The sequence below is a fragment of the Sporosarcina sp. P12(2017) genome, from assembly GCF_002743035.1.
Taxonomy (GTDB): Bacteria; Bacillota; Bacilli; order Bacillales_A; family Planococcaceae; genus Sporosarcina; species Sporosarcina ureae.
The window spans coordinates 24952-50271 of the sequence record NZ_PDYL01000012.1 but is presented as its reverse complement, the minus strand read 5'-3'; the positions used below and the strand labels follow the sequence as shown (position 1 = coordinate 50271).

Here is a 25320-nt window from a genome sequence, read left to right as displayed (position 1 = left end):
GGTATTTGATGAAACGGAATAAGAATTCAAATATGAAATTTGCAGTTGTGTTAACACTCGTAACAGTAGGAATATTGGCGGCAGTCGTTATATTCAGCAATAAAGAGGAAGCCTTACCAACTGAAATAAAAAAAATCGATGTTACTGGGCAGCCATCACTTGGGGAGAAAGATGCTCCTGTAACGGTAGTTGAATTCGGCGATTTTAAATGCCCATCATGTAAAGCATGGGGTGAGATGGTTTATCCGCAATTAGTTGATGAGTATGTCGAAACAGGGAAAGTGAAATTTTCCTTTGTAAATGTATTATTCCACGGAAACGAATCGACGTTAGCATCGATTGCCGCTGAATCCGTATATGAGCGGAGCCCGGGTATGTATTGGAACTTCCATCAAGCGATGTTTGATGCTCAGCCAGTTGAAAATCATGATGGACCATGGATAACTCCCGAAAGAATTCTTGAAATTGCAAGCGGTTTTCCTGAGATTGATCAAACACTGTTAAAAGAAGACATGGAACAGGAAGCGACTATGGAGAGCGTTAAGATTGATGAAGATTTAGTGAAAAAGGCCGGTGTTTCAATGACTCCGACCATTGTGATAAACGGGAAAATGATGGAGGATCCTTTTGATTACGAAGCCATTAAGACGGCAATAGAACAAGGGATTAAGGATAAAAATTGATGGGGAAAATAAAAGAAAAATCCAAACCACAGGGATACTTGTTATATGTTGCATGGGTTGTCTCATTAGTTGCAATGTTTGGTAGCCTGTACTTCAGTGAAATTAAAGGGTATATTCCGTGTGAGCTATGTTGGTATCAGCGGATTTTCATGTACCCCCTTGCTTTAATACTAGGGATTGGAACTTTCCAAAATGACAGTTCTGTTAAAAAATTCGTACTTCCGTTAGCCCTTATTGGAGGAAGTATATCCTTCATGCATTATTTAGAGCAGAAGATACCCGGCTTTGGAGGTATCAAGCCGTGCGTGAGTGGTGTACCTTGTAGTGCCCAATATATCAATTGGTTTGGGTTTATTACGATACCATTTTTGGCGTTAGTGGCATTTGTGATTATTGCTTGCTGTATGTTTTTCATAAAATTAAAGAAACCAATTGAGTAAAGAACTGTATGAGAGAAGCCAAAGAAGCCGCGGTTGTCAGTCCTTTGGCTTCTTTGCGTTGGAAAATACTTTTAGGGGAGAGAAACTTATGGGGTATGAGACTATTGTTATAGGGGCGGGACAAGCTGGATTGACGATGGGATATTATTTAAAACAAAACAAAAAACGTTTTTTAATTCTTGATAAAGGGCAGGCTTTGGGGGAGGTATGGAAAAATAGATACGATTCATTGAAGTTGTTTACACCTAGAATGTATAGTTCATTGCCTGGTCTTCCACTAGATGGTAAACAACAGGGGTTTCCGTCAAAGAATGAAATTGCGAATTATATAAAGCGCTATTCGGAAACGTTTGTATTACCTGTTGAACTGAATACCGAGGTTCTGTCCGTAACAAAAGAGGAAGAAGATTTTTGTGTAGAAACCACAAAAGGTATATTTTATACGACAAATGTTGTGGTTGCCACAGGACCATTTCAAAAGAAGCGGATTCCCACATTTTCGAGTTCCCTAAGTGAAAATATCTTACAGCTACATTCATCTGAATATAGGAACTCTAGCCAGCTCCAGCAAGGAAATGTACTTGTTGTTGGAGGGGGCAATAGTGGTGCCCAAATTGCGGTTGAATTGTCGGAAGAAAAAGAAACGTATTTAGCTATTAGTAAAAAGCCAAGATATTTCCCATTAACGATAGGTGGAATGAGTGTATTTTGGTGGTTAGATAAATTGGGAATACTAAAAATGACGAACACATCATTTATCGGGAATTCGTTACAAAAAAAGGGCGACCCAATCTTCGGAAGTGACTTAAAAAATGCAGTAAAAGAATGGGCAATTACGTTAAAGGGGAGAGCCGTCAGTGGCGCGTATAACCAAGTCACATTTGAGGATTCAACTAGCCTTGAGGTGAAAAATATAATATGGGCAACTGGATTCCAACAAGAGTATGAGTGGCTAAAAGTGGATGGTGTAATTGATCAGCGGAAAAAACTTATTCATAATAGAGGTATAAGCCCGATAGAAGGGCTCTATTTTTTAGGTTTACCATGGCAATCACGCAGGGGTTCCTCTTTGCTTCAGGGAGTAGGTTATGATGCCAAGTATATAATTGATTACATGAAGAACACAACTAAGTAAAGGGGACGCTTAAATGGAGAATCATCAGCATAATCACTTTGCGGAAAAACGGGAAGGGAATAAACGGGGTCTCATCATTGCCTTATCTATTACAACAATAATTATGATTTTGGAGTTTTTTGGCGGGCTTTTCACAAATAGTTTAGCCCTGCTATCAGATAGTGGTCATATGCTTTCCGATGCAAGCTCAATGGCTTTAAGCCTTGTGGCAATTTGGTTCGCAAGTAGACCACCTTCCTCGAATAAAACATATGGTTATTATCGATTTGAAATTTTGGCTGCTTTATTTAATGGAGTAACGTTATTTGTGATTGCTGGTTTTATTGTCAAAGAAGCCATTCAACGTTTTAATGATCCACCAACAGTCGCAAGTGGAACGATGATTATCATTGCATTCATCGGGTTAGCGGCAAACCTTCTTAGTGCAGTAACTCTTCTTAAAAAAGCTGATGTAAAAGAAAATATCAACTTGAAAAGTGCGTATATACACATAATTGGCGATGCTCTAGGTTCTGTTGGTGCAATAGTGGCTGGTTTGCTCATGCTTCTGTTCGACTGGTACATTGCAGATCCAATCATTTCAGTTATTGTCGCTTTGTTAATTTTGAAAAGTGCATGGGGTGTGCTTAAACAGAGTATTCATATCTTAATGGAAGGTTCGCCAGTGATAATCAATAAAGAAGAAATTTTAACTATATTAGAAAATATCGAAGGTGTGAAAAATGTTCATGATCTTCATATTTGGACAATCACTTCGGGCCTAGATACATTGAGCTGTCACATTCTAATTGAAGATCGGAAAGATGAACAAGAAGTTCTTCAACAGGCAATTAATATAATACGCGACAATTATAAAATTGAACATACAACGATTCAAATTGAAAAATCGAATCTTCAGCATCAGGAATTGAGTATATAATTAAAAACGAATATATTCAAAAGTTTTCGGGGCTAGGATGTTAAGGTAAGCTTATTTAAATAAGTCTTTAACATAACTTCAAATCGAGAGCCATATAAACATAGAGACAAATGACTGGAGGATGGTTTTTTGACTCATATCTGGTTTATTGGCTTTTTATCAACATTTGCAGGAATAGGTGTGGGTGGAGTCATCGCAACACTGATAAATGGTTTTAAGAGAAGTATTGGTACAATCTACGCGGTATGTACTGGATTAATCTTAGGCTTATTATGTTTCGAAATCGTACCAGAAGCTATACAACTAGGTAACTGGGTTGTTTTTGCCCTAGGTTTCTTGGTTGGAGTTATTATATTCGAGCTTATCCATATGGGATTTCATAAGAATCCAGTAATTTCAAAAGGATCACGGAAACAACATAATTTAAGAATAGGATTATTCCTAGCTTTAATTATTTCTATTCACAATTTTCCCGTAGGAGTGGTTCTCGGAACCAGTGAACATTCTCAATTTAGCCTAGCCTTATTACAAGCGTTGATATTGCACAATATTCCCGAAGGTATGATATTATTTACGCCATTATTTATGGCTAGAATTAGATTTTACTTATTATTTCTTCTTTCTATTATCATTGCAGTACCCGTTGCAATAGGGGCTTTCATTGGCGAAATGATTGGTATGCAAAATCAGTTATTATGGGCGTTCTTAATAAGTTTGACAGTCGGAACGATTTATATGGTTACGATAAAGGAAATCCTACCCGAATCAATCAGGCAATCATCCAATATATATAGCTTACTGGTCGCACTAATTGCTTTTTGTCTGGTAGGTGCGTATCTGACTTCTTCATAAAGGTTTAAGAAGACATTGCTTCAATTCCTAAATTAATAAGATTACACATGGATAAGCTACAATTAGACATTATTATATTTTTGTTTATCCAATACCCCCACTCCTATCCATTTATTTAAAATCAGATATACCCAAGGAAAATTCTTTCCCTTCAGCAACAAAAACCCCCGACCGATAGCGGTCGGGGGTTTGAGATTAAAAAAACATAGTTTAAGAGTGCCGTATATTGTATCATTTTTATCATCACTCACTTAAATTTGATGTTTAGCTATCCTACCTAACATGGCTAGAATGAAATAACAATAAAAATGGGCAGTGTAGTATTTATAAGATTTTTGTGGAAATGTTAACATCCATTAGATAGGTTTAATACTCTCCATATATCCTTGAATATCTTCTTCGGACATTTCGCCTGTTATAATCTTTACAATCTTGCCTTCTGGATTGATAAGGAGAGTAGTCGGCAACGGTTTAATGTTATAAGACTGCATTACACCTTTTGTTTCATCAATTAAGGTAGGGAAAATCATTCCATATTGTTCAGCGAATGTTCGAACTTTCAAGTCAGACTCTGCGATATTGACGGCTAATATTTGAACCCCTTGATCTTTATAAACCTCATATTGTCGCCCCATCGCAGGCATTTCCTTTTTACACGGTGCACACCAAGTCCCCCAAAAATTTAAGAAGACGCCTTGACCTTTATAATCAGAGAGTTGATGGCTTTCACCGTTTAAGTCGACTAATGCGAAATCAGGCGCATCATCTCCAACTTTTAATACATCATGTTTTTCTTTTGTTAAGCTGTTGTATATTGTAAATACGATAGCACTTGTTAATACGATTAAAACAATTAACCGCATCATGAAACGATTCTTCTTTTTATTATTCAACTTACGGTTGCTCCCTTCAAGAACTTGCAGGATATGAACGGCATACCTGGACTGTCTTTATTTATGATTATTATTATACTAAAGATCTATCAAAAAACTATGCAGTCACAAATCTGTCATGATTGTAGCTAGAATCATTTCTTTTCGTCATATTCAGCTGTTTCTGCATATTTATTTCATAATTGTTCTTTATACTAAATTTCAGGAGAGGGGCGAATGTTCAATTGAACAGAATCTCTACCAAGCTAACTGCTTATTTTTTTATTGCTGTACTGATCATGGAAATATCCCTTATTGGATATCTCCATCAAAATATCATTCATTCACGGATCGACGAGGAGTTCTCCCGATTATTGGCAGTGGGTTCAAATCATCGGGATGTACTTATCGAACATTATTCAGATACAACAATGAAACATATTGTATTGATGGAAAAAGACGGAGATCGGGAAGTCATAATTACAGATAGCCAAGGCGATATCATTCAAAGCTCAGAAGAAAACAAAGAGGTACTGGAAAAATACCTTCCTACAGCAAAAGATATTGATTTGAAGAACGATCAGATTCTAGCTTCGGACTGGGAAGGGTTACCATATATCATTAGTGCACATCCATATAAAGTAGATTCAAGCCATTCAGGTTATATAATCATGTTTCAAAGTACACGTCCAATTGAACAGTTAGTCGGTAAGTTGAACATGTATTTTGGTTTGGCAGGTGTGACGAGTATAGTCGTTTTACTTATTATTTACGCTGCACTTTCCAAATTTCTTACACGTCCATTAATCCGAATGAAGGAAGCGACGGAGAAATTGAGCGAAGGAGATTTTGATGTAAGCCTTCCGTTTATTGGGAATGACGAGCTTGGCGAATTGTCAGGCTCTATTCAAAAGCTTGCGAACGACTTGGAGCGATTAAAAACGGAACGTAATGAGTTCTTAGCCTCAATTGCCCATGAATTAAGTACGCCATTGACGTATTTAATCGGCTATTCGAAAGTGGCTATGAGACAAGGGGTAAATGAGAAGGATCGTAAACATTATCTTGAAATTATCGCAGAAGAGTCGGACCGTATGAAAGAACTTGTTAAAAATTTATTGGATTTAGCGAAAATGGATGAAAATACTTTCACAGTATCGAAGGAATATTTTAAGGTATGTCCGTTCTTTGAGGATATCCTCCAGCTTGTTGGACCTTCTTTTAATTTGAAGAAACTGAGCCTAGAGATAATTTGTGAAGAGGATTTCGAAATCCATGCAGATCCTTTGAGATTAGAGCAAATAATTTTGAACTTACTTGATAATGCTTTGAAATATTCAATAGAGCAATCGGTAGTCACAATAAAGGTTTTCAAGAAAGGGAAGAAAGTAGCCATTTCCATTGCGGATTTCGGAATCGGAATCCCGTCCGAGGAGACCCCGTTCATTTTTGAAAAACTTTATCGAGTGGAAAAATCACGCTCTCGTACATCAGGTGGATCAGGTATTGGTCTGGCAATCGTAAAAGAACTTGTCGATGCCCACAATGGAAGCATTGAAGTGGAAAGTAGCCTAGGAAGAGGTAGTACGTTCACCATCATAATATGAGGGGGGTATACACCTACATGAGAACAATCTTACTAATTGATGATGAGCAAAGGATGTTAGATCTCATTGAATTATTTCTAATTCCGCATGGCTTCAAATGTATTAAAGAGACAAGTGGAAAGAAGGCATTAGGAATAATTAAGAAGGAGAAAGTTAGCCTTGTACTTTTGGATATTATGATGCCGGAAATGGATGGTTGGGAGGTGTGCGAAAAAATCCGCGAGTTTTCTGATGTCCCTGTCATCATGTTGACGGCTAGAACCGATAAGCTTGATTTGGTAAAAGGACTAGAGAGCGGCGCTGACGATTATATTACAAAACCTTTTGATGAACGAGAGTTGTCGGCAAGGGTGAATGCACTGTTGCGCCGTTTTCCCGAGGAAGAAAAAGAGACAGAAATGATTATTTATGGTGATTTTAAGCTAGATAAAGAAACTTATTCATTACAATTTAGAAACTTGAAAGTGCCGCTGACGCTAAAAGAGTTTTTTATTGTTGAAGCTTTGATCTCACGGCCAACAAAGACTTATACAAGGGAACAGTTATTACATGCCGCATGGGATTATAATACGTACACGGATATCCGGACAGTGGACTCGCATATACGTAACCTGAGAGATAAATTAAAAACTACCGGATTTCCCATTGATGAATTTTTAAAGACAGTATGGGGAATCGGATATAAATGGAACTAAAGGAGAAATATCATAATGAAAAAAATGAGAATGGTCGCCGGATTGCTATCACTGCTCTTCGTCATCTCCGCTTGTAGCAAAGAAAGTGAACCGTATGCTTTTGAAAAAGTGGAAAACAGTAAATTTGAACACTTACATGGCTTGGGATATATAAATGGAGGGCCCAAAATTGTAATATCTACTCATGATGGCCTTTATGAATATGATGAAGAAGGTTGGAAAGAAGCAAACAGCGAAAAGCATGATTATATGGGTTTCCAAGCCGTACGTGAAGGTTTTTTCTCAAGTGGTCATCCAGAGCCAGGATCCGACTATAAAAATCCGCTCGGTCTTGTCAAAAGTACGGATCGGGGGGCTAGCTTTGATAAATTAGCGTTCTATGGTGAAATCGATTTTCATTATCTTGCGGCAGGTTATGACTCAAACGCAATTTATGTGCTAAATGAAATGCCTATGGAAGAGATGACAGGGGGGCTTCATTATACCTTGGATGAAGGAGCCACTTGGAATGAGGCCTCTATGAATGAATTCAACTCGGGATTCATCTCGAATTTGGCTGCTCATCCATCACAGAAAGAGATGATTGCCATCGGAAGTAAAGAGGGTATATTCCTTTCGAGGGACTACGGCGAAAATTTTGCACTTTTTAACGATGCGAAAATGGTTCTAGCTGTAACTTTGACTGAAAATGGTGGGTACTATTCGAGCTATGAAAATGAAACGGTACAACTCCAATCATTCTCATTTGGGAACGATCAAGAAATGTCGATTCAACTTCCCGATGAAAAAATGAGTCCTATCGTTTTTATTGCAGTTAATCCGGAGGATGAGAAGGAGGTTGTCATCGCAACGTATAATAATGATATTTTCTTGACAATGGATGGAGGGGCCAATTGGGATACACTTGCTGAAAATAGTGAATTGATGAAATAAGAAAATGGACGGTGCTTACTAAATGTATGGATTGATGTCGAAAATCAGTCAAATAATAACTGAACCGGTGACCATTCTTATAAATTCCTTTGAGCAATATCCTCTTGTGGTTGCACTTCTTTTAGGCTTGATTGGGGCTGTCGCACCTTGTCAGCTTACAGGAAATATGAGCGCAATTACTTTATATGGAAACCGTACCATTCAAATGAAGAATGACATGGGAGAAATTGTGGCGTTTATTCTTGGGAAAGTAGTGGTGTTCAGTTCTTTAGGACTGTTCGTATGGTTCTTTGGTGAATCATTCGAACAGTCATTAATAGAATACTTTCCATTGTTCCGTAAAGTGATTGGTCCGCTTATTATCATTACCGGTCTTGTTTTGCTTGGTATCCTTAAGCTAGGATTCCTTCAAAAAATAACGATGCACATTCCTATGCGTCTACGGAATGGGAAGTTAGGTTCTTTTATGTTGGGCGCAAGTTTTTCGCTTGCCTTCTGTCCAACGATGTTTGTACTTTTTTTCGTTTGGCTTATGCCCTTGGTTGTGACTACTTCTTATGGTCTTGTTTTGCCCGTTGTTTTCGGTTTGGCAACATCGCTTCCGCTCATTGTCCTATTTCTTTTAATATGGTTCTTTGATGCAAAGAGACTCATTATGAAGAAAAGCATGAAGGCAGGAAGAATTGTGCAACGTTTAGCTGGTGTTATCCTTATCATCATAGGAATAGCAGATACCATCACTTATTGGGGAATTTGATTGATAAAGTTTCTTGCACTGGGCGAGCGGGAAATTGTCTACAACTTTTAGGTGTTCGGCAGAGAGGAGATTAATATAGATGTTTGCAGATTTGAACTTGTTTCTTGCATTTGGCGCTGGTCTTTTAAACTTTATATCCCCGTGCACACTACCGTTATATCCAGCTTTTATATCTTATATAACAGGAATGTCACTTGATGAGATGAACACGGATAAAGGGAAGTCACGAAAAAGTGGAATTTTCCATACGATTGTTTTCCTAATCGGTTTTTCGGTTATCTTCATTTTTCTCGGTTATAGCTCATCGCTTGTCGGTACGTTTTTTTATCAGTATCAAGATTTACTCCGTCAGATAGGTGCGATTTTTATTGTCATCTTTGGTTTGATGATTTTAGGTTTCTTTACGCCTAAGTTTCTTATGAAGGAGAAGAAATTACAGTTTAAGAATCGACCGGCCGGTTATTTTGGCACATTCCTTATAGGACTTGCATTTGCAGCGGGATGGACTCCATGTACTGGACCTATCACGGGAGCTGTTTTCATGATGGCCGCACAAAATCCGGGGTCTGGAATGTGGTATATGCTTGTCTATGTTTTAGGGTTTGCAATTCCATTTTTCCTGCTATCAATTTTTATCACTCGTGTTAAATGGATCCAGAAATACAACCGAACAATAACGAAAGTCGGGGGTTACTTAATGATTGCACTCGGAATCCTCCTTTTCTTCGATGGTTTAACATATATCATTATATGGATTAGCCCATTTTTTGGCGGATTTATGGGATTCTGATGAAATTAGCTCTAAGGATAATTGGTTTTTATTACGTTATAAAAGGTATAGTCAATTATGTAATAGCTCACATTTAAAGTCCGTCGCATTGTACGGGCTTTTTTCTATGGACTTTTATATATTGCTGAAGGAATTTATAAATAAGATGGTCTTGATTAAAGTCGTTCACATACTTGTCTAATGCATTGCACTAATACTGCATAATTTTTCTGTACCATTAGATTCAGGAGGATTATGGAGTTCTAATATACTGCTAGATACTCTCATTCATAAATATGAAAAAGATGAAGGAGTCAATTCAAAATGAGCAAAATTACATGCCAATGTGGCCACGAAAACCCATTTGGTACAGTACTTTGTGAGCGGTGTGGAAGGCCGCAAACAGAAGAAGCGAAAAAAAGTAAGCTTATCGACATGAGATACGAAGGTTCTGCAAGAAGATCCCAAACATATAAAAGGTCTATTATCGATAAAGTTTGGAACTTTTTCTCTAGCGTTAAAATAGGTGTCAGTATTATTGTTGCGGTTCTAGCGACTTCGGCAATTGGAACACTATTTCCACAAAAGCTATTTGTTCCGGCAACTACTGCGGCAGACATCTTAGCATATTACGAAAAGCATTATGGTTTTGCAGGAACCCTCTATTATAAACTTGGATTTTATGACATGTACAATAGCTGGTGGTTTATTACGCTAGTTGGAATGCTTGGGATTTCCATCATCATCGCCAGCATTGATAGAGTTGTCCCTTTATACAAATCATTGAAAAAGCAACGCACGAAGCGCCATGTCTCATTCATGAGGAGACAACGGATTTACGGTTTAGGCACAGTTGAAGATGCGGATGCGTCAATGGCTAAAGCAGAAGAGAAACTTAAAGCGCTTCGTTACAATGTGAAAACGGAAGATGGGGCGATTTTAGCAGAAAGAGGTCGATTTTCAAGATGGGGTCCATACGTCAACCATACTGGGCTAATCATCTTTCTTCTTGGTGTGCTATTGCGAGGCCTTCCGGGTTTTTATGTCGATGAAACACTGTGGCTTCGCGAGGGAGAGACACGTGCTATCCCAGGTGCACCGGGATACTATTTAGAAAACAATCAATTCATTCTCGATACTTATTCAAAAGAAGACGACGCTGCTTTCAGTCAGGCAATAGACCGAGTTGGAACAATCGTGAGTAATTATCAATCGGATGTCACGTTATATAAAGAAACGGAGAGTGGCCTTCCAGGTCAGTCCGAACAGTTGGAGTTTGTCAAAGATTATTCAATCATCGTAAACAAACCGCTTAATTTTGACGGATTTAATGTTTTCCAGATGGATTATCAACTCGATGAACTGAAATCGATGACTTTCCAACTAACAGAAAAAGCATCGGATAGATCACTTGGGGAATTCACTGTTGACCTTATCAATCCAGAACCAACTTACCGTCTAGGAGAAGGCACGTATGTGGAATTGAAGGACTTTTATCCGGATTTTGATGGCATGGAAGATGGTGAGCCGAAATCGAAGTCACCAATACCGAACAATCCTGCATTCATTTTCAAAATGGTAACACCTGCAAAACCGGATGGTGAAATGAGTTTTGTAGAGATACGTCATACACTTGAAACGGAACTAAATGATTACAAAGCAACGTTTCTTAGCGCTGAAACACGTGATGCTACCGGTCTTGTAATCCGTAAAGACAAGACATTATATATTTTACTTCTTGGAGGAATTATTTTTATGATTGGAGTCGCTCAGGGATCTTATTGGAATCATAGAAGGATATGGATTCAAAAAGGCGAAGGCGATGAACTATTCCTTGCTGGCCATACAAATAAAAACTGGTTTGGGTTAAAAAAGGATCTGGATACAGTGAAAGATTTTGCAAACCTGCCTCTGTACGAGGATAGACAAGATGCTGAGTCCAGTTCGGATGAAGTGAAAGGGGACAACTCATAATGGAACTTGCGTCTTTAAGTGCTAATTTGCTTCTCGTCTCATTTATTGCTTATCTTGTTGCCACGATGTTTTTTGGTGGGGCGGTAAAAGGTACAAATTCGGAAGCAACCTATCAAAACAACCGATGGGGAAATATTGCGATTGTAATTACAATCATTGGATTCATCTCGCATTTGGGATACTTTATTTTACGTTGGATAGCTACTGGACACGGACAAGCCCCAGTTAGTAATATGTTTGAGTTTACGACTGCATTTGGAATGATGATTGTCGGGGCGTTCATCTTATTGTTTTTCATTTACAGAACACCATCGCTTGGCTTGTTTGCGTTGCCGCTTGCAGTCATTATCATCGGATATGCAAGTATGTTCCCGAGGGAACTTTCACCGCTCATCCCAGCGTTACAAAGCTACTGGTTGACGGTTCACGTTATTACAGCAGCAATCGGTGAGGCGATTCTAGCAATCAGTGCAGTGGCAGGACTCGTGTACCTGTTGAAAAATGTCGACTTGACGAAAAAGTCAAAGCAGCGGTTTTGGTTGGAATCAGTTATGTTCACCCTAATACTTGTTGTCGGTTTCATCTTATCTTCTTCGACATTTGCTGTTATGGGATATGAAGCGAAATTCACTTATATTAATCAAAATGAACAACAAGCTCAAATTGTCTATAATTATCCGCCGTTATTCGGTATGAATGAGTACGAATCGCTTACACCAGATAAAATGACGCCACTTGCGGAAATGCCTGCAATCGTCAACGGAAAGACACTAACGACGCTTGTATGGTCGGTCGCAACGGGTATTGTGCTTTATTTGTTGCTTAGACTTATTTTACGTCGTCCAGTCGCGACATTGTTTCAGCCGTTTGCGAAAAAGGCAAATTCTCAAGTTATGGATGAAATTGGTTACCGTTCTGTCTTAATCGGATTCCCAGTTTTCACACTTGGGGCGCTTATTTTCGCAATGATTTGGGCACATGAAGCGTGGTCCAGATTTTGGGGATGGGACCCGAAAGAAGTATGGGCACTTATTACATGGCTATTCTATGCAGCTTATCTTCATCTACGGCTCTCCCGTGGATGGGAAGGCAAGAAATCGGCATGGCTTGCGGTCATTGGTTTCATCATCATCATGTTCAACTTAATTGCTGTTAACTTGATTATTGCGGGACTGCATTCATACGCATGACAAAGACACACCTCAGATAAATCAATTGGGAGGAGAGAGGTTGATACATGATTAATCTGCTTACAATTAATCCGGTCGCATTTTCACTTGGACCCATAGGGATTCGTTGGTATGGGATTCTAATCGCGCTCGGTATAGTCCTTGCATTTATTGTTGTCCAGAAGGAAATGGTGAAACGTGGGATGCATCCAGATTTTCTGACGGATCTACTTATTTGGGCGGTTCCGATTTCAATCATCAGTGCACGGATCTACTATGTCATTTTCTCTTGGGATTATTACAAAGAAAACCCAGGACAAATCATTCAAATTTGGGAAGGTGGCATTGCTATCCATGGTGCGCTGATCGGTGCATTTATTACGACATATTTTTATACTAAACGTCGGGGCATTTCCTTCTGGAAAACAGTCGACATTGCTGCTGCTGGGCTTCTGATTGGCCAATTAATCGGCCGTTGGGGCAATTTCATGAACCAAGAAGCGCACGGTGGCCCCGTTTCGGAAAAGTTTCTTGAGACGACAATTATTCCGGATTGGATCATGAATCAAATGACGATTGAAGGCGTGACGTATCATCCGACATTCCTTTACGAATCGCTATGGAACCTTGTGGGGCTTATCATCATTATTTTGTTGCGCAGAGTGAACTTAAAGCGCGGCGAAATGTTCTTGTTTTACCTCGTTTGGTATTCCGTCGGGCGGTTCTTCATCGAAGGGATCCGGACGGATAGCTTATATGTCATCGGTGAACTTCGGGCGGCACAGCTTGTGTCCGTTATGGCTATTGTCGTTTCAGTCGTCATTTTTATTATCAGGCGTTATGTTCGGAAAGTGGATGTAAATTATCAAGATGAATAGAAAAGTACTTTTGTAATTAGGGTCGCTTCTAGAGGGGAACCAGGTTTTTATTAGCTATAAACGAAATTACACAATTAAGAAAGAAACACACAAAACTCCATGGAGAATATTCCATGGAGTTTTTGTATCGGAAAATGCTATTCAATTATCATCACTACATCAGATTTTCAACAAACGTGCATTAATCGCTACGATAACTGTACTTAGAGACATTAATATAGCACCGACTGCCGGACTTAGAACAATTCCGAATTTGTAGAGAGCACCCGCGGCCAACGGGATTGCAAGAATATTATAACCAGCAGCCCACCACAAGTTTTGCGTCATTTTGCGATAGGTAGCCTTCGAAAGCCTTATAATATTTACAACATCAAGCGGGTTGCTTTTGACAAGAACGACATCAGCTGTTTCAATGGCTACATCAGTCCCAGCGCCTACCGCAATACCTAGATCTGCTTTCGCTAGGGCGGGGGCATCGTTTACCCCATCTCCAGTCATTGCAGTTCGAAGACGCTCAACATTTTGGATATGCTCAATTTTCTCAGACTTCTCATGCGGAAGGACCTCAGCAAAAATTTCTTCCATTCCAAGTTGCTCGCCTACATAATGTGCCACTTTTACATTATCGCCTGTCAGCATGATTGACTTGACATTCATTTCTTTTAGCTTGTTAATGGCATCTACAGCTGTTTCGCGGACAATATCTGCAAGGGCGATCATCCCGGCAAGTTTGCTGTCAATCAACGTGAATACCACAGTTTTTCCTTCCGATGACCACTTATCGAATTGAACGTTATCAAATTCAAGGTTCAGTTCTTTTACATAGCCGGGACTGACGACTAAGACCTGCTTTCCATCTACTGTCCCTTCAAGACCTTTACCGGTCAATGATTGGAAATTCTCCACTCGTTGAAGAGAGATGCCCATTTCATCGGCTTTCCTAGTTACACCTTTTGCAAGGGGGTGTTGGGATTGGGCCTCGACTGCGACGGCATAGGAAACGACATCTTCTTCACTGAAATCTCCAAATGTGTAGATATTCGTTACACCGAACTCACCTTTCGTAAGTGTACCTGTTTTATCGAAAACGACAGCTTCAATATTTCGGGCGCCTTCAAAAGCTGCTCGATTTCGTATGAGAAGTCCATTTTTAGCTGCAATGGATGTTGAGACAGCAACTACTAACGGAGCTGCCAGCCCTAAAGCATGTGGACACGCAATGATTAGAACTGTCACCATTCTTTCCATAGCGAATGAAACAGGATACCCAAGTGAAGTCCAAATCAAGAAAGTAATCAGACCTGCTGCCAGTGCGCCGTAGAACAACCACTTTGCAGCCCTATTGGCAAGGTCCTGGGCTCGTGATTTGGATTCTTGAGCTTCTTTAACTAAGGTAATTACTTGTGAGAGATACGACTCACTCCCTATCTTCATAACGGAAATGACAAGCGAACCTTCGCCATTTATTGATCCGCCAATGGCTTCCAAACCTGCTTCCTTATCAACTGGAACTGATTCACCTGTCAGCATTGACTCATCAATAGTTGACTTGCCTTCAAGTATTTGTCCATCCACTGGCACCTTCTCGCCAGGCTTGACGAGTACATGATCCCCGTGTTTTAACTCGGTTACGTCAACTTCTTTAATATTGCCGTCCTCGTCAATCAAATGCGCTTCAGAAGGCATCAGCTTGGCGAGCTCTTCCAAAGCTTTTGAAGCCCCCATTACAGAACGCATTTCAATCCAGTGACCAAGAAGCATAATATCAACTAGTGTAGCCAATTCCCAAAAGAAATCGTTTTCTGCAAAACCGAATACCGCAGCTGTACTGTATACGTAAGCCACGATTATAGCCAATGTAATCAGCGTCATCATGCCGGGATTTCTATCTTTCAGCTCGTCCTTTGCCCCTGTAAGGAAAGGCCATCCTCCATAAAAGAATACAAACGTTGAGAGTGCAAATAAAATGTACAAGTCTCCCGCGAAGCGCCAGTCAACACTAAGAAACATTTGAATCATCGGTGACAGAATCAAAATAGGGATTGTAAAAATTAGCGAAATGTAAAATCGCTTTTTGAAATCCTCTACCATATGTGCGTGATGATCATGGTGTCCGTGATGCCCTTCATGAGAATCTATTTCCCTGTGATGATGGTTCCCATCAGTTTCATGGTGATGATGTGAATGATTTGACATACAATTAACTCCTTTCTGATTTATCTAATTACCAGTATGTCTTGAGTATACTCATTAAAGATGCAGAAATTATGCACAATCTAAGTAGTTTCTATCCTATGGAACACACAAATATTCCCGCATATCAGTCATTTAGACTGTTCATATTACATACCCTTATAAGGTATATAACCTTTCGTTGCACTAGGTAAACATAAACATTTTATAGCTTAAAAAAGGTGGGGGATTGATGGGGAACTATGAATTATTTATATTAGGTTCGCTTGGTTTGTTAACATTTGTCGTCGTTACGCTAGCGATAATCTGGAAAAAAACATTTCGATCTATGCAAGGAATGATTATTTCAATGTTTTTTGGGATGAATGTTGGTTTGACCGCTGGCGTTCTATTAGGTGTAACCTATCAAGGGAATTTATATTTTTCAACAATACTATCAATGGCTATAGGCGTACTCGCAGGCGCCTTATGCGGGTTTTGTTTCGGAATCCTCTCCGTGTTAGAAGGAGTAATGGCCGGATTGATGGGTGGCATGATGGGAGCAATGTTAGGTGAAATGATTAATGTACACGAGTCAATCAATTTAATACAGATATTCTTATTTCTTTCTATTAGTACAATTTTTGTTATTGTCATTTTAAAAACTCCTCAAAAAAGTAAAATAAAAAATAAAAGATGGTTATTAAAACCACTCTTGCTTTCATTTTTTATCGCAGTGTATATAATAGCGGGAAATTTATTGGTTGAAGGGAACGAGAAACTGATGAATTCGGAATTACAGCATAGTGGTCACTCGTCGGCAATTAATAAAACAGAAGAATTTAATCAGAATAACCAAGTTGTTGCTATGGAAACTGCTGAAATGAAGTACTCAAAAAATGAAATTACTGTAGAAAAAAATAAACCAGTCACACTAGCTCTTACAAATCTGGATGAGGTTGAGCATGACATTGAAATCCGGACTTCCAACTTTAGCATGATAAAGGGATCCAATCACAATCATGGGGGAAATAAAGATATGTTGCATCTACATGCTGCGCCTGAAAAGACGGAGACACTAACATTTACCTTAACTGAATCTGGCATTTATGAATTTTATTGTACGATTCCAGGGCATGAGGAATTAGGGATGATTGGACGATTTATTGTAAGTTAAATACTTTAACATACCCAAGCTGCATATATTGTTTGACGGAGGGTTGTCCATGAAAAAGTCGTTGAAAATATGGAGTGCATTCATCTTCTTCCTATTCTTATTTCCAATTATATTGGAAATGATTCCAAAGGCAATAACTGAAGAGGGAGTAGTTGTTCAAACCGATGAGCAAAAATTAGTTTATGCAGCAAATATCTTCGAAACGGAACCCGAAGTACAAACAGACATGCGTGCCCTTTTATACAATACTCATTCACATGAAGCATTTGAACCCATCACTCTAAAGCATGATGGGAAAATTGCTGTTTCCCATCAGGAAGTGAATATTATGGCTCTCAGTGAAAAAGTAAAAAAACAGTTGGAGGTTAATGGAGTAGGGACGGATATTATTGACGTTGATGTTACTGCTGAAATGAATAAAGCAGGAATTCCGTATCATAAATCGTATGATGTTGTTCGACCATATGTACAGAAAGCCTTGAACGACGCGAATTACGATATCATAGTCGACATTCATCGGGATTCGCTTAAAGCGGATAGGACGACAGTCACTTATGAAGGGGAAAAGTTTGCGCAAGTCGTTTTTGTTATCGGTGAAGATCATGCTGATTATAAATTGAATCAGGAATTAGCTGAAAGACTGATGCTCGAAATGGAACAGATTGTTCCAAATATAACTAAGAAAATCGTATTTAAATCAGGGCATGGTGTAGATGGAAAATATAATCAGGATCTTCATAAGCGCCTAACTCTTGTTGAAATAGGTGGAATTGGAAACGATGAAGCAGAACTAAATAGGACAACGGCTGTACTTGCAAAAGCTGTCTCACAAGTGTTAAAGAAATAAGACGAAACCAGATATTGAGGCATCGCTTTTTCAACACTGTACTTTAATTAGTTTAAATAGGAATAAACATGCATGATTCAAGCGTCAAAAATTTAAAAATATGAGTAATTCCGGCTTTCTAAATCGGCATTGGTGCGGACACCCTGGTCATTAATATTAACTTTACTCAAAGAGCCCTTGATAACTTCCTTTTGGAGCTATTAAGGGCTCTCTCAATTTCTTTTTTACAAATGTATCTTCTCATCTCCCTTAAAAGTGCATAAATACGTAGTAAAATAAAATTCTGTAAGGAGGAGAGATAGTCTTGAAAAATAGTTATTAGTTGCAAGTGCACCAGCAGGGGAGAAACCCAAACAATGCTTGTTAAAAGAGGTAGATTAATATTAAGGCGGTATTAAGATGATTATAATGAAAAAGGTTTACAAGAAATACCCGAACGGTGTCGTTGCATCAAACGGCATAAATGTAGAAATTAAACGTGGGGAATTTGTTTTTGTTGTCGGTCCTAGCGGCGCTGGAAAATCGACATTTATAAAAATGATGTACCGTGAAGAAGTACCAACAAGTGGTGACATCATCATAGATGATATTAATTTGGCGACGCTACGAAATAGTCAGGTTCCTTATTTACGTCGAAAAGTCGGCGTCGTGTTTCAAGACTTTAAGCTTTTGCCAAAACTAAATGTATATGAAAACATAGCATTCGCACTTGAAGTAATCGAGGAATCGCCAGAACAAATTCGAAAAAAAGTGAATGATGTTCTAGGACTTGTCGGACTTACGCATAAGTCACGGATGTTTCCGACTGAATTGTCAGGCGGAGAGCAGCAACGTGTATCCATCGCACGTTCAATTGTTAACACCCCAAAAGTCGTTATTGCTGATGAGCCGACAGGCAATCTTGACCCAGTTACATCATGGGAGATTATGGAGATGCTTGAACGAATTAATGCCCGTGGTACGACGATTGTGATGGCTACTCATAATAAAGAAATTGTCAATACGATGAGGCATCGGGTCATTGCAATTGAAGGCGGACTAATCACCCGTGATGAAGTCGGAGGTGATTATGGCTATGAAAGCTAGAACACTCAGACGACATCTTCGGGAGAGTTTCAAAAGCCTAGATCGCAACAGATGGATGACTTTAGCGTCTGTTAGCGCAGTTACTGTCACACTTCTCCTCGTCGGTGTCTTTATTGTCCTTATGATGAATTTAAATAAAGTAGCAGATGATATTGAAAAAGATGTGGAAATAAAAGTTTTAATAGATCTTGCTGCTGATGAATCGGCGGTGTCGGTACTTGAACAAAAGATTCTTGAGACAAACGGTGTAGAAAGCATCCAATTTATTTCTAATGCTGAGGAACTAGAAAAGATGATCAAAGGATATGGAGACGAACTTGGTTTATATAAACAAGACAACCCCCTTCGTCATGTGTTTTACGTGAAAGCATCGAATCCGCAGCAAACGGCAACTATCGCAAAGGAAATTGGATTGTACGATGATGCGTACAAAGTTATTTACGGTGAAGGAAAAATCGAGAAATTGTTTAAAGTGTTGAATACAGGCCGTAATGTTGGTCTCGTTCTTATCGTTGCGCTCTTTTTTACGGCAATGTTCCTCATTTCGAATACGATTCGTATTACGATTGTTGCACGAGGAAGGGAAATCGAAATTATGAAGCTTGTCGGTGCAACAAGAAATTTCGTCCGAATTCCATTCCTCTTTGAAGGTATGTGGCTTGGGATTCTCGGAGCAATTTTGCCAATGTTAATTATGACAATAACTTATTTTAATCTATACGAGTTTCTTGAACCGAAACTGGAAGGAGAATTCCTTCAACTTCTTAGTGTGACGCCATTTATTTATCAGCTGAATGGGCTTCTTTTATTCATGGGTCTCTTTATTGGTGTCTGGGGGAGTTTTATATCAGTTCAAAAGTTTATAAAAGTCTAAAAAGAAAGGCGGGCGGGTTGCAAAGGTCTTAGCTAGTAGATTGAAAAATTTATGGAGGGACGTTGTGAAGAAACGAACTGTTGGTCTTGCAATAACAGCTTTAATTATCGGTACGTTGATTGTGATGACGGTTAAGTCGAATATGGAAACAGCAGAGCCAATCGATACGATTGTTGTTGGAGCGGATACTACAACGATTGAGTACGAGTCCGGGCTAGAAGAAGGAAATACACCGCCTGATTTTGAACTTTCTACTCTTTCAGGTGACATAATCAAGCTGACGGATTATAAGGGGAAAAAGGTTATTCTTAATTTCTGGGCATCGTGGTGTGGTCCGTGTAAGGCGGAAATGCCGCATATGCAAAATTTTTACGCGAAAAATAAGGATTCCGCGAACGTAGAAATCATCGCGGTTAATTTGACGACGGAAGAGCGAGGGCTCGTAAGCATCGAGAAATTTGTCGATGCGTATGGGCTAATATTTCCTATTCCGCTTGATAATAATGGTGAAGTAATGGATATGTATAGGATTATGACAATTCCTACGACGTATATGATTAGCATGGATGGGACAATTAAGCATAAGATTATTGGACCGATGGACGAAAAAACGATAAAAGAACTTGTTGATAATCTATAATAGATGAAACTAGGGCCAGACTTTAGACTATTGTATGACTTTTTTGTTCATTTACTAGGGAATACCCGAACACAGTGTGGTGGGAACCGTCAATGAAAATCATGGATATAAAAAATCGTCTAGATTATAAATCTAGGCGTTTTTTGTGCTTAACATATCGAAGATGCAAGATGAATTGCTAAAAAATTGCACGAATTCTCCTTAATTAATCCTTAGTTTTGTCATCCGAATGTATTAGAATTGTAAAATGATGATGATTGTTCTTATGCTAAAATTATACAGGAAGTGATAAATAAAGATGTCGAAAAAGACATCAATAAAATAGTTGAGGTGGAGAATGAGAAAACGATTTATTCAAATACTAATGGCTGTGTTTCTGATTAGTATAATACCATTTGTATCGTCAAATAAAGTGAGTGCGGCAACTTCGAATGAGATTGCCACCTATGCGAAAAAGTTTTACGGTACACCTTATAAGTTCGGTGGGACAACCCCCGCTGGATTTGACTGTTCAGGTTATATCAGATATGTATTTAATCATTTCAACACTAGCTTACCGAGAACATCCGCGGATCAGTTCAAAGTGGGAACTGCGGTTAGTAAGGATAAGCTGCAACCAGGAGATTTAGTGTTCTTTGCAAATACGTACAAGAAAGGTATTTCCCATACTGGAATTTATTTAGGAAATGACGAGTTCATATCGGCGAAAAGCCGTGGGGTCTTGAAGGCGAATCTAAAGACAGATCCTTATTGGGCGCCTAAATACGCGGGGGCAAAACGTGTATTAAACACCCAAACAGCTGTTGAACCAGTTAAGGAAACACCTGCTGAGCAGATGAGTGATGTGTTTAAAGATTTATCGACAAAGCATCCTGCTTACGAGGCAATCATTGCACTAAATAAAAGCGGGGTTATAACTGGCTATGGAGACTCCACATTCAAACCTGAAAGTTCAATTACTCGGGGACAAGCAGCTGCAATGATAAATCGGGAGCTTAAATTAGAAGCATCAACTGGTGTGACATTTAAGGATGTTGCGCCAAATCACCCATTTTCGGCTGACATTGCGGCTATGAATGAAGCAGGAATCCTTCAAGGTTATGGAACAAGTGAATTCGGCATTAACGACAAACTGACACTTGCACATCTCGCGGCTATCGTCGATCGGGCATTCGATCTTCAGGGACAAATCGTGGGAAAATCACAAGTAGCATCTAATCATAATGTTGTCCCGACAAGTCACTGGGCTTCAGAAGCAATTTTTGCATTGAAGACACTTGATCAGACACAAGTCTTTCAGAAACCAGGATTTAGTGTAGGAAAAGAAGCAACCCGCGCAGAATTCGCTGCGGCAGTATTTACCGCAGTATCTTACAAATAAGGTTTTTAATATAGCGTGGGCGTACATCTACTATAAAAGATGTACGCCCGCTTTATGTTTTTGTTTGTAGAAGACAGGAAATCAGTCCGAAAAGTGGAATGTTGCCTAATGAAATCAAATCTGCTTATAAATTGACCTTGAAAAAGGAGAGTGTTAGTATAGGGGTACGGGGTATAAGTGCTTATACGGGGAGGGAAGATCATGCAAGAAACTTCGAAAACAACAGTTCAACCAAATAAGCAACAGCTTCTTAATCGATTAAAACGTGTCGAGGGACAAGTGAGAGGCGTTCATCAAATGGTTGAGAATGACCGTTATTGTGTAGATATTTTACATCAAATTAGCGCAATCCAATCAGCGATGAATAAAGTTTCATTAGCTTTGCTAGAAGATCATACACATCATTGTGTAGCGAACGCAATTAAAGGGCAAGATGGTGAAGCGGCGATTAAAGAGTTGATGAGTGTTATGAAGACAATGACAAAATAAAAAAAATGATCTTTCTTATTGACATACCTTACGGGGGTATGTTAAATTGATAATAACAACAAAACAGGAGGTGCTTAATTATGAAAGAAATCTTAAAAGTAGAAGGTATGTCATGTAATCACTGTGTGAATTCAATCGAAACGAATGTGGGGGAACTTGCAGGTGTTTCTGCTGTTAAAGTGAACCTAAATAACAATGAAGTTTCTGTAGAGTTCGACAATGCAGCGACATTGGCTCAAATTAAAGAAACGATTGAAGATCAAGGCTACGATCTTGTCTAACATTTAAAACAGAATTTCCGCTTACACCACGTGGGGGTATAAGTCGGTGGATAGGATTGTACCATATCGGTATAATCTTTCTTTTTCAAAACTATATACCCCCACTAAGTATAGGAGGAGAGGAAAAATGGCTACAACAGAAAAAACATTGCAAATTAATGGTATGACTTGTTCAGCTTGTGCAAACAGTATCGAAAAAGGTTTGTCGCAAATTGAAGGTGTCGAAAAAGCAAACGTCAACTATGCAATGGAAAGGTCTACGATTGTCTATGACCCAGAGAAAACCAATGTGAATGAATTTATGGAAAGAGTTGAAAAACTTGGCTATAGCGTCGTTCAAGAAAAAGAAACGTTTGATATTTCGGGTATGACGTGTGCAGCATGTGCGACGAAGATTGAAAAAAGAATCAATAAGATGGACGGCGTTACCAATGCAAACGTCAATTTTGCGCTAGAAACAATTGCGGTAGAATATGATGACAGACAAGTCCAGACAGCTGAAATGATCGCTGCTGTAAAGAAACTAGGCTATGAATTAATACCTAAGCAAGATGGGAAAGACAAGATAGATCATCAAGAAAAAGAAATCAAAAAGCAGCAGAATAAGTTCATTTTCTCGGCTATTTTAACATTTCCTTTGTTATGGACGATGGTTGCACATTTTGAATTTCTATCGTTTATCTACCTGCCCGCAATTCTTATGAATCCGTGGGTACAACTTGCACTTGCGACGCCCGTTCAATTCATCGTTGGGGCACAGTTTTATAAAGGTGCATTTAATTCACTTAGAAATAAAAGTGCCAATATGGACGTATTGATTGCACTCGGTACAAGTGCAGCGTATTTCTACAGTCTCTATTTATCATTTGAATGGATGAATGCAGGAAGTGTTGGACATGCCGACCTCTATTTTGAAGCAGCTGCTGTCATTATCACTTTAATCGTACTTGGTAAATTATTTGAGGTTCGTGCAAAAGGAAAAACCAGCCAAGCGATTCAAAAGTTGCTAGGGTTACAAGCAAAAACAGCTAGAGTGTTAAGGGACGGCGTTGAAAAAGAGCTACCGATTGAACAAGTCGTCACGGGGGATACAATCCTTGTTAGGCCTGGAGAAAGTATTCCAGTAGACGGAGAAATTATCGAGGGACGTTCTGCAATTGATGAATCGATGATTACGGGTGAAAGTATTCCGATTGATAAAGTAGCTGGGGATACGGTCATTGGTGCAACGATTAACAGGAATGGTTCCTTGCAAATCAAAGCTACAAATGTTGGAAAGGATACAGCTTTAGCGAAAATTGTGAAAGTGGTTGAGGAAGCGCAAGGGTCCAAGGCAGATATTCAGCGTTTGGCGGATCGAATTTCCGGTGTTTTTGTGCCAATCGTCGTAGTTATCGCGATTGCAACATTCTTTATCTGGTATTTTGCAGTATCGCCTGGAGATTTACGTTCGGCACTGATTCCAACAATTACGATTTTGGTAATTGCTTGTCCGTGTGCGCTAGGTCTGGCAACACCGACGTCGATTATGGCTGGTTCGGGTAGAGCTGCTGAAATGGGTTTGCTCTTTAAAGGCGGGGAACATTTAGAGAATACACGTTCTATCGATACGGTTGTACTGGATAAAACAGGAACAGTTACAAAAGGAGAACCTGCTTTAACAGATATTACAGTGACAGAGGGTTTTAAAGAAGATGAAGTTTTACAGTTAGTTGCAACCGCAGAAGATCAATCTGAGCATCCATTGGCACAGGCGATTGTCCTTGGTACGAAAGAAAAAGGGTTATCCCTTCTTGAAGCTACAGATTTTGAAGCATTACCAGGCTATGGTATTCGAGCCATTGTTAGTGGTAGAGAAGTATTGGTTGGCACAAGAAAATTGATGAAAGAACAAAAGATTGCCATTTTAAATTCTGAAGCTTCTATGGAAAAACTTGAACGTGATGGGAAAACAGCGATGCTCATTGCTGTAGATCAACAACTTGCCGGTGTCATTGCAGTTGCAGATACGGTGAAAGAAACGTCTAAAGAAGCAATTAAACGAATGCAGGAATTGGGTCTGGACGTCATTATGCTAACAGGTGACAACCAAAGAACCGCAGAGGCCATTGCTAGCCAAGTCGGTCTATCCCATGTCATCGCAGAAGTGTTACCAGAACAAAAAAGTGATGAAATTAAAAAGCTACAAGATCAAGGCAAGAAAGTTGCTATGGTCGGCGATGGTATCAATGATGCACCTGCACTTGCGATGGCAGATATCGGAATGGCTGTCGGAACTGGTACAGACATTGCGATTGAAGCCGCAGATATTACGCTCATGCGTGGCGATTTAAACAGTGTTGCAGACGCAATTATTATGAGTAGAAAAACAATGCGTAATATTAAACAAAACTTGTTTTTCGCTTTCTTCTACAACACGGTAGGGATACCGATTGCAGCAATTGGCCTGTTAGCCCCTTGGGTTGCTGGTGCTGCGATGGCGTTTAGTTCGGTATCGGTTGTGTTGAATGCGTTACGTCTTCAAAAAGTTAATTTGAAGTAATGAATAAAAATGATTTGTACGATTGAAGCAAGTGGAAATATAAGCATTAAAAAGAGTAGGACCGGGAAATTATTCCTGATCCTACTCTTTTCATTCTAAAATCGTGAAAAACAATTACGGAACCGCATCCAAAATTGCTTGGCAGTTA

Annotated in this window: 24 protein-coding genes; 22 read left to right on the top strand and 2 right to left on the bottom strand. The window is 39.2% G+C overall.

What is annotated here, in order from left to right:
• The first annotated feature begins 8 nt into the window (after nucleotides 1–8).
• The 5 genes from CSV80_RS11065 (at nucleotide 9) to CSV80_RS11045 (ending at nucleotide 4029) form a co-directional block, all read left to right on the top strand.
• Nucleotides 9–683 carry a DsbA family protein gene (locus CSV80_RS11065; protein WP_099670919.1) on the top strand — a complete coding sequence of 225 codons (675 nt, stop codon included), beginning with the start codon at nucleotides 9–11 and terminating at the stop codon, nucleotides 681–683.
• Nucleotides 683–1123, top strand: a complete 441-nt coding sequence (locus CSV80_RS11060) for a disulfide oxidoreductase (protein ID WP_099670918.1) — start codon at nucleotides 683–685, stop codon at nucleotides 1121–1123. Before CSV80_RS11065 ends, CSV80_RS11060 begins: the two co-directional genes overlap by 1 nt.
• Nucleotides 1124–1211: 88 nt before the next feature.
• Nucleotides 1212–2258, top strand: coding sequence for a flavin-containing monooxygenase (locus tag CSV80_RS11055; RefSeq protein ID WP_099670917.1), 1047 nt, complete (start codon nucleotides 1212–1214; stop codon nucleotides 2256–2258).
• 13 nt (nucleotides 2259–2271) lie between these two features.
• Nucleotides 2272–3177, top strand: coding sequence for a cation diffusion facilitator family transporter (locus tag CSV80_RS11050; protein ID WP_099670916.1), 906 nt, complete (start codon nucleotides 2272–2274; stop codon nucleotides 3175–3177).
• Nucleotides 3178–3306: 129 nt separating this feature from the next.
• On the top strand, nucleotides 3307–4029 hold the full coding sequence (locus tag CSV80_RS11045; RefSeq protein WP_099670915.1) for a ZIP family metal transporter: 723 nt from the start codon (nucleotides 3307–3309) through the stop codon (nucleotides 4027–4029).
• A gap of 356 nt (nucleotides 4030–4385) precedes the next feature.
• Here CSV80_RS11045 and resA read toward each other — a convergent pair whose 3' ends face one another.
• A complete protein-coding gene (gene resA, locus CSV80_RS11040) occupies nucleotides 4386–4922 on the bottom strand; it encodes a thiol-disulfide oxidoreductase ResA (RefSeq protein ID WP_099670914.1) in 537 nt (178 codons plus the stop codon).
• A 224-nt stretch (nucleotides 4923–5146) separates the two neighbouring features.
• Here resA and CSV80_RS11035 point away from each other — a divergent pair, with 224 nt between their 5' ends.
• The 8 genes from CSV80_RS11035 to lgt all read left to right on the top strand — a co-directional run bounded on the left by CSV80_RS11035 (nucleotide 5147) and on the right by lgt (nucleotide 13683).
• On the top strand, nucleotides 5147–6508 hold the full coding sequence (locus tag CSV80_RS11035) for a sensor histidine kinase (RefSeq protein ID WP_199083969.1): 1362 nt from the start codon (nucleotides 5147–5149) through the stop codon (nucleotides 6506–6508).
• Between the two features lie 17 nt (nucleotides 6509–6525).
• Entirely contained in the window at nucleotides 6526–7203 is a 678-nt protein-coding gene (locus CSV80_RS11030) for a response regulator transcription factor (protein ID WP_099670912.1), read from the top strand.
• Nucleotides 7204–7218: 15 nt separating this feature from the next.
• Nucleotides 7219–8136 carry a F510_1955 family glycosylhydrolase gene (locus CSV80_RS11025; RefSeq protein ID WP_099670911.1) on the top strand — a complete coding sequence of 306 codons (918 nt, stop codon included), beginning with the start codon at nucleotides 7219–7221 and terminating at the stop codon, nucleotides 8134–8136.
• Nucleotides 8137–8158: 22 nt separating this feature from the next.
• Nucleotides 8159–8893 carry an urease accessory protein UreH domain-containing protein gene (locus CSV80_RS11020; protein ID WP_099670910.1) on the top strand — a complete coding sequence of 245 codons (735 nt, stop codon included), beginning with the start codon at nucleotides 8159–8161 and terminating at the stop codon, nucleotides 8891–8893.
• A 79-nt stretch (nucleotides 8894–8972) separates the two neighbouring features.
• Nucleotides 8973–9683, top strand: coding sequence for a cytochrome c biogenesis CcdA family protein (locus tag CSV80_RS11015; RefSeq protein ID WP_099670909.1), 711 nt, complete (start codon nucleotides 8973–8975; stop codon nucleotides 9681–9683).
• Between the two features lie 303 nt (nucleotides 9684–9986).
• The gene (gene resB / locus CSV80_RS11010) at nucleotides 9987–11636 is read left to right on the top strand and encodes a cytochrome c biogenesis protein ResB (protein ID WP_099670908.1); all 1650 of its coding nucleotides are present in this window, start codon (nucleotides 9987–9989) and stop codon (nucleotides 11634–11636) included.
• A complete protein-coding gene (gene ccsB, locus CSV80_RS11005; protein ID WP_009498363.1) occupies nucleotides 11636–12826 on the top strand; it encodes a c-type cytochrome biogenesis protein CcsB in 1191 nt (396 codons plus the stop codon). Before resB ends, ccsB begins: the two co-directional genes overlap by 1 nt.
• A 47-nt stretch (nucleotides 12827–12873) precedes the next feature.
• The gene (lgt, locus tag CSV80_RS11000; RefSeq protein ID WP_099670907.1) at nucleotides 12874–13683 is read left to right on the top strand and encodes a prolipoprotein diacylglyceryl transferase; all 810 of its coding nucleotides are present in this window, start codon (nucleotides 12874–12876) and stop codon (nucleotides 13681–13683) included.
• 159 nt (nucleotides 13684–13842) lie between these two features.
• On the opposite strand, the gene CSV80_RS10995 is transcribed toward lgt, so the two are convergent.
• A complete protein-coding gene (locus CSV80_RS10995; protein WP_099670906.1) occupies nucleotides 13843–15879 on the bottom strand; it encodes a copper-translocating P-type ATPase in 2037 nt (678 codons plus the stop codon).
• A 229-nt stretch (nucleotides 15880–16108) separates the two neighbouring features.
• Here CSV80_RS10995 and CSV80_RS10990 point away from each other — a divergent pair, with 229 nt between their 5' ends.
• From CSV80_RS10990 to CSV80_RS10950, 9 genes are all read left to right on the top strand, one after another.
• Complete coding sequence (locus tag CSV80_RS10990; RefSeq protein ID WP_233201579.1) at nucleotides 16109–17032, top strand: plastocyanin/azurin family copper-binding protein; 924 nt, start codon at nucleotides 16109–16111, stop codon at nucleotides 17030–17032.
• Nucleotides 17033–17081: 49 nt separating this feature from the next.
• Nucleotides 17082–17879 (top strand): stage II sporulation protein P, encoded by a 798-nt coding sequence (gene spoIIP / locus CSV80_RS10985; RefSeq protein ID WP_099670904.1) that lies wholly within the window; start codon nucleotides 17082–17084, stop codon nucleotides 17877–17879.
• Nucleotides 17880–18278: 399 nt separating this feature from the next.
• On the top strand, nucleotides 18279–18965 hold the full coding sequence (ftsE, locus tag CSV80_RS10980; RefSeq protein WP_099670903.1) for a cell division ATP-binding protein FtsE: 687 nt from the start codon (nucleotides 18279–18281) through the stop codon (nucleotides 18963–18965).
• A complete protein-coding gene (gene ftsX / locus CSV80_RS10975; RefSeq protein WP_099670976.1) occupies nucleotides 18955–19839 on the top strand; it encodes a permease-like cell division protein FtsX in 885 nt (294 codons plus the stop codon). Before ftsE ends, ftsX begins: the two co-directional genes overlap by 11 nt.
• A gap of 64 nt (nucleotides 19840–19903) precedes the next feature.
• Complete coding sequence (locus CSV80_RS10970; RefSeq protein ID WP_099670902.1) at nucleotides 19904–20479, top strand: redoxin domain-containing protein; 576 nt, start codon at nucleotides 19904–19906, stop codon at nucleotides 20477–20479.
• 337 nt (nucleotides 20480–20816) lie between these two features.
• Nucleotides 20817–21860: a C40 family peptidase gene (locus CSV80_RS10965; protein WP_099670901.1), complete on the top strand. Its 1044-nt coding sequence runs from the start codon at nucleotides 20817–20819 to the stop codon at nucleotides 21858–21860.
• 201 nt (nucleotides 21861–22061) lie between these two features.
• The gene (locus CSV80_RS10960) at nucleotides 22062–22349 is read left to right on the top strand and encodes a metal-sensitive transcriptional regulator (protein ID WP_009498348.1); all 288 of its coding nucleotides are present in this window, start codon (nucleotides 22062–22064) and stop codon (nucleotides 22347–22349) included.
• Nucleotides 22350–22429: 80 nt separating this feature from the next.
• Nucleotides 22430–22630, top strand: coding sequence for a copper chaperone CopZ (gene copZ / locus CSV80_RS10955; protein ID WP_009498347.1), 201 nt, complete (start codon nucleotides 22430–22432; stop codon nucleotides 22628–22630).
• A gap of 127 nt (nucleotides 22631–22757) precedes the next feature.
• Nucleotides 22758–25172: a heavy metal translocating P-type ATPase gene (locus CSV80_RS10950; RefSeq protein ID WP_099670900.1), complete on the top strand. Its 2415-nt coding sequence runs from the start codon at nucleotides 22758–22760 to the stop codon at nucleotides 25170–25172.
• The last annotated feature ends 148 nt before the right edge of the window (nucleotides 25173–25320 follow it).

Excerpts from the sequence above, each read along its gene's own strand:
- CSV80_RS11065 (WP_099670919.1), top strand. The coding sequence starts at position 9 with ATGAAACGGAATAAGAATTCAAATATGAAATTTGCAGTTGTGTTAACA.
- CSV80_RS11060 (WP_099670918.1), top strand. The coding sequence starts at position 683 with ATGGGGAAAATAAAAGAAAAATCCAAACCACAGGGATACTTGTTATAT.
- CSV80_RS11055 (WP_099670917.1), top strand. The coding sequence starts at position 1,212 with ATGGGGTATGAGACTATTGTTATAGGGGCGGGACAAGCTGGATTGACG.
- CSV80_RS11050 (WP_099670916.1), top strand. The coding sequence starts at position 2,272 with ATGGAGAATCATCAGCATAATCACTTTGCGGAAAAACGGGAAGGGAAT.
- CSV80_RS11030 (WP_099670912.1), top strand. The coding sequence starts at position 6,526 with ATGAGAACAATCTTACTAATTGATGATGAGCAAAGGATGTTAGATCTC.
- CSV80_RS11025 (WP_099670911.1), top strand. The coding sequence starts at position 7,219 with ATGAAAAAAATGAGAATGGTCGCCGGATTGCTATCACTGCTCTTCGTC.
- CSV80_RS11020 (WP_099670910.1), top strand. The coding sequence starts at position 8,159 with ATGTATGGATTGATGTCGAAAATCAGTCAAATAATAACTGAACCGGTG.
- CSV80_RS11015 (WP_099670909.1), top strand. The coding sequence starts at position 8,973 with ATGTTTGCAGATTTGAACTTGTTTCTTGCATTTGGCGCTGGTCTTTTA.
- resB (WP_099670908.1), top strand. The coding sequence starts at position 9,987 with ATGAGCAAAATTACATGCCAATGTGGCCACGAAAACCCATTTGGTACA.
- ccsB (WP_009498363.1), top strand. The coding sequence starts at position 11,636 with ATGGAACTTGCGTCTTTAAGTGCTAATTTGCTTCTCGTCTCATTTATT.
- lgt (WP_099670907.1), top strand. The coding sequence starts at position 12,874 with ATGATTAATCTGCTTACAATTAATCCGGTCGCATTTTCACTTGGACCC.
- CSV80_RS10995 (WP_099670906.1), bottom strand. The coding sequence starts at position 15,879 with ATGTCAAATCATTCACATCATCACCATGAAACTGATGGGAACCATCAT.
- CSV80_RS10990 (WP_233201579.1), top strand. The coding sequence starts at position 16,109 with ATGGGGAACTATGAATTATTTATATTAGGTTCGCTTGGTTTGTTAACA.
- spoIIP (WP_099670904.1), top strand. The coding sequence starts at position 17,082 with ATGAAAAAGTCGTTGAAAATATGGAGTGCATTCATCTTCTTCCTATTC.
- ftsE (WP_099670903.1), top strand. The coding sequence starts at position 18,279 with ATGATTATAATGAAAAAGGTTTACAAGAAATACCCGAACGGTGTCGTT.
- ftsX (WP_099670976.1), top strand. The coding sequence starts at position 18,955 with ATGAAAGCTAGAACACTCAGACGACATCTTCGGGAGAGTTTCAAAAGC.
- CSV80_RS10965 (WP_099670901.1), top strand. The coding sequence starts at position 20,817 with ATGAGAAAACGATTTATTCAAATACTAATGGCTGTGTTTCTGATTAGT.
- CSV80_RS10960 (WP_009498348.1), top strand. The coding sequence starts at position 22,062 with ATGCAAGAAACTTCGAAAACAACAGTTCAACCAAATAAGCAACAGCTT.
- copZ (WP_009498347.1), top strand. The coding sequence starts at position 22,430 with ATGAAAGAAATCTTAAAAGTAGAAGGTATGTCATGTAATCACTGTGTG.
- CSV80_RS10950 (WP_099670900.1), top strand. The coding sequence starts at position 22,758 with ATGGCTACAACAGAAAAAACATTGCAAATTAATGGTATGACTTGTTCA.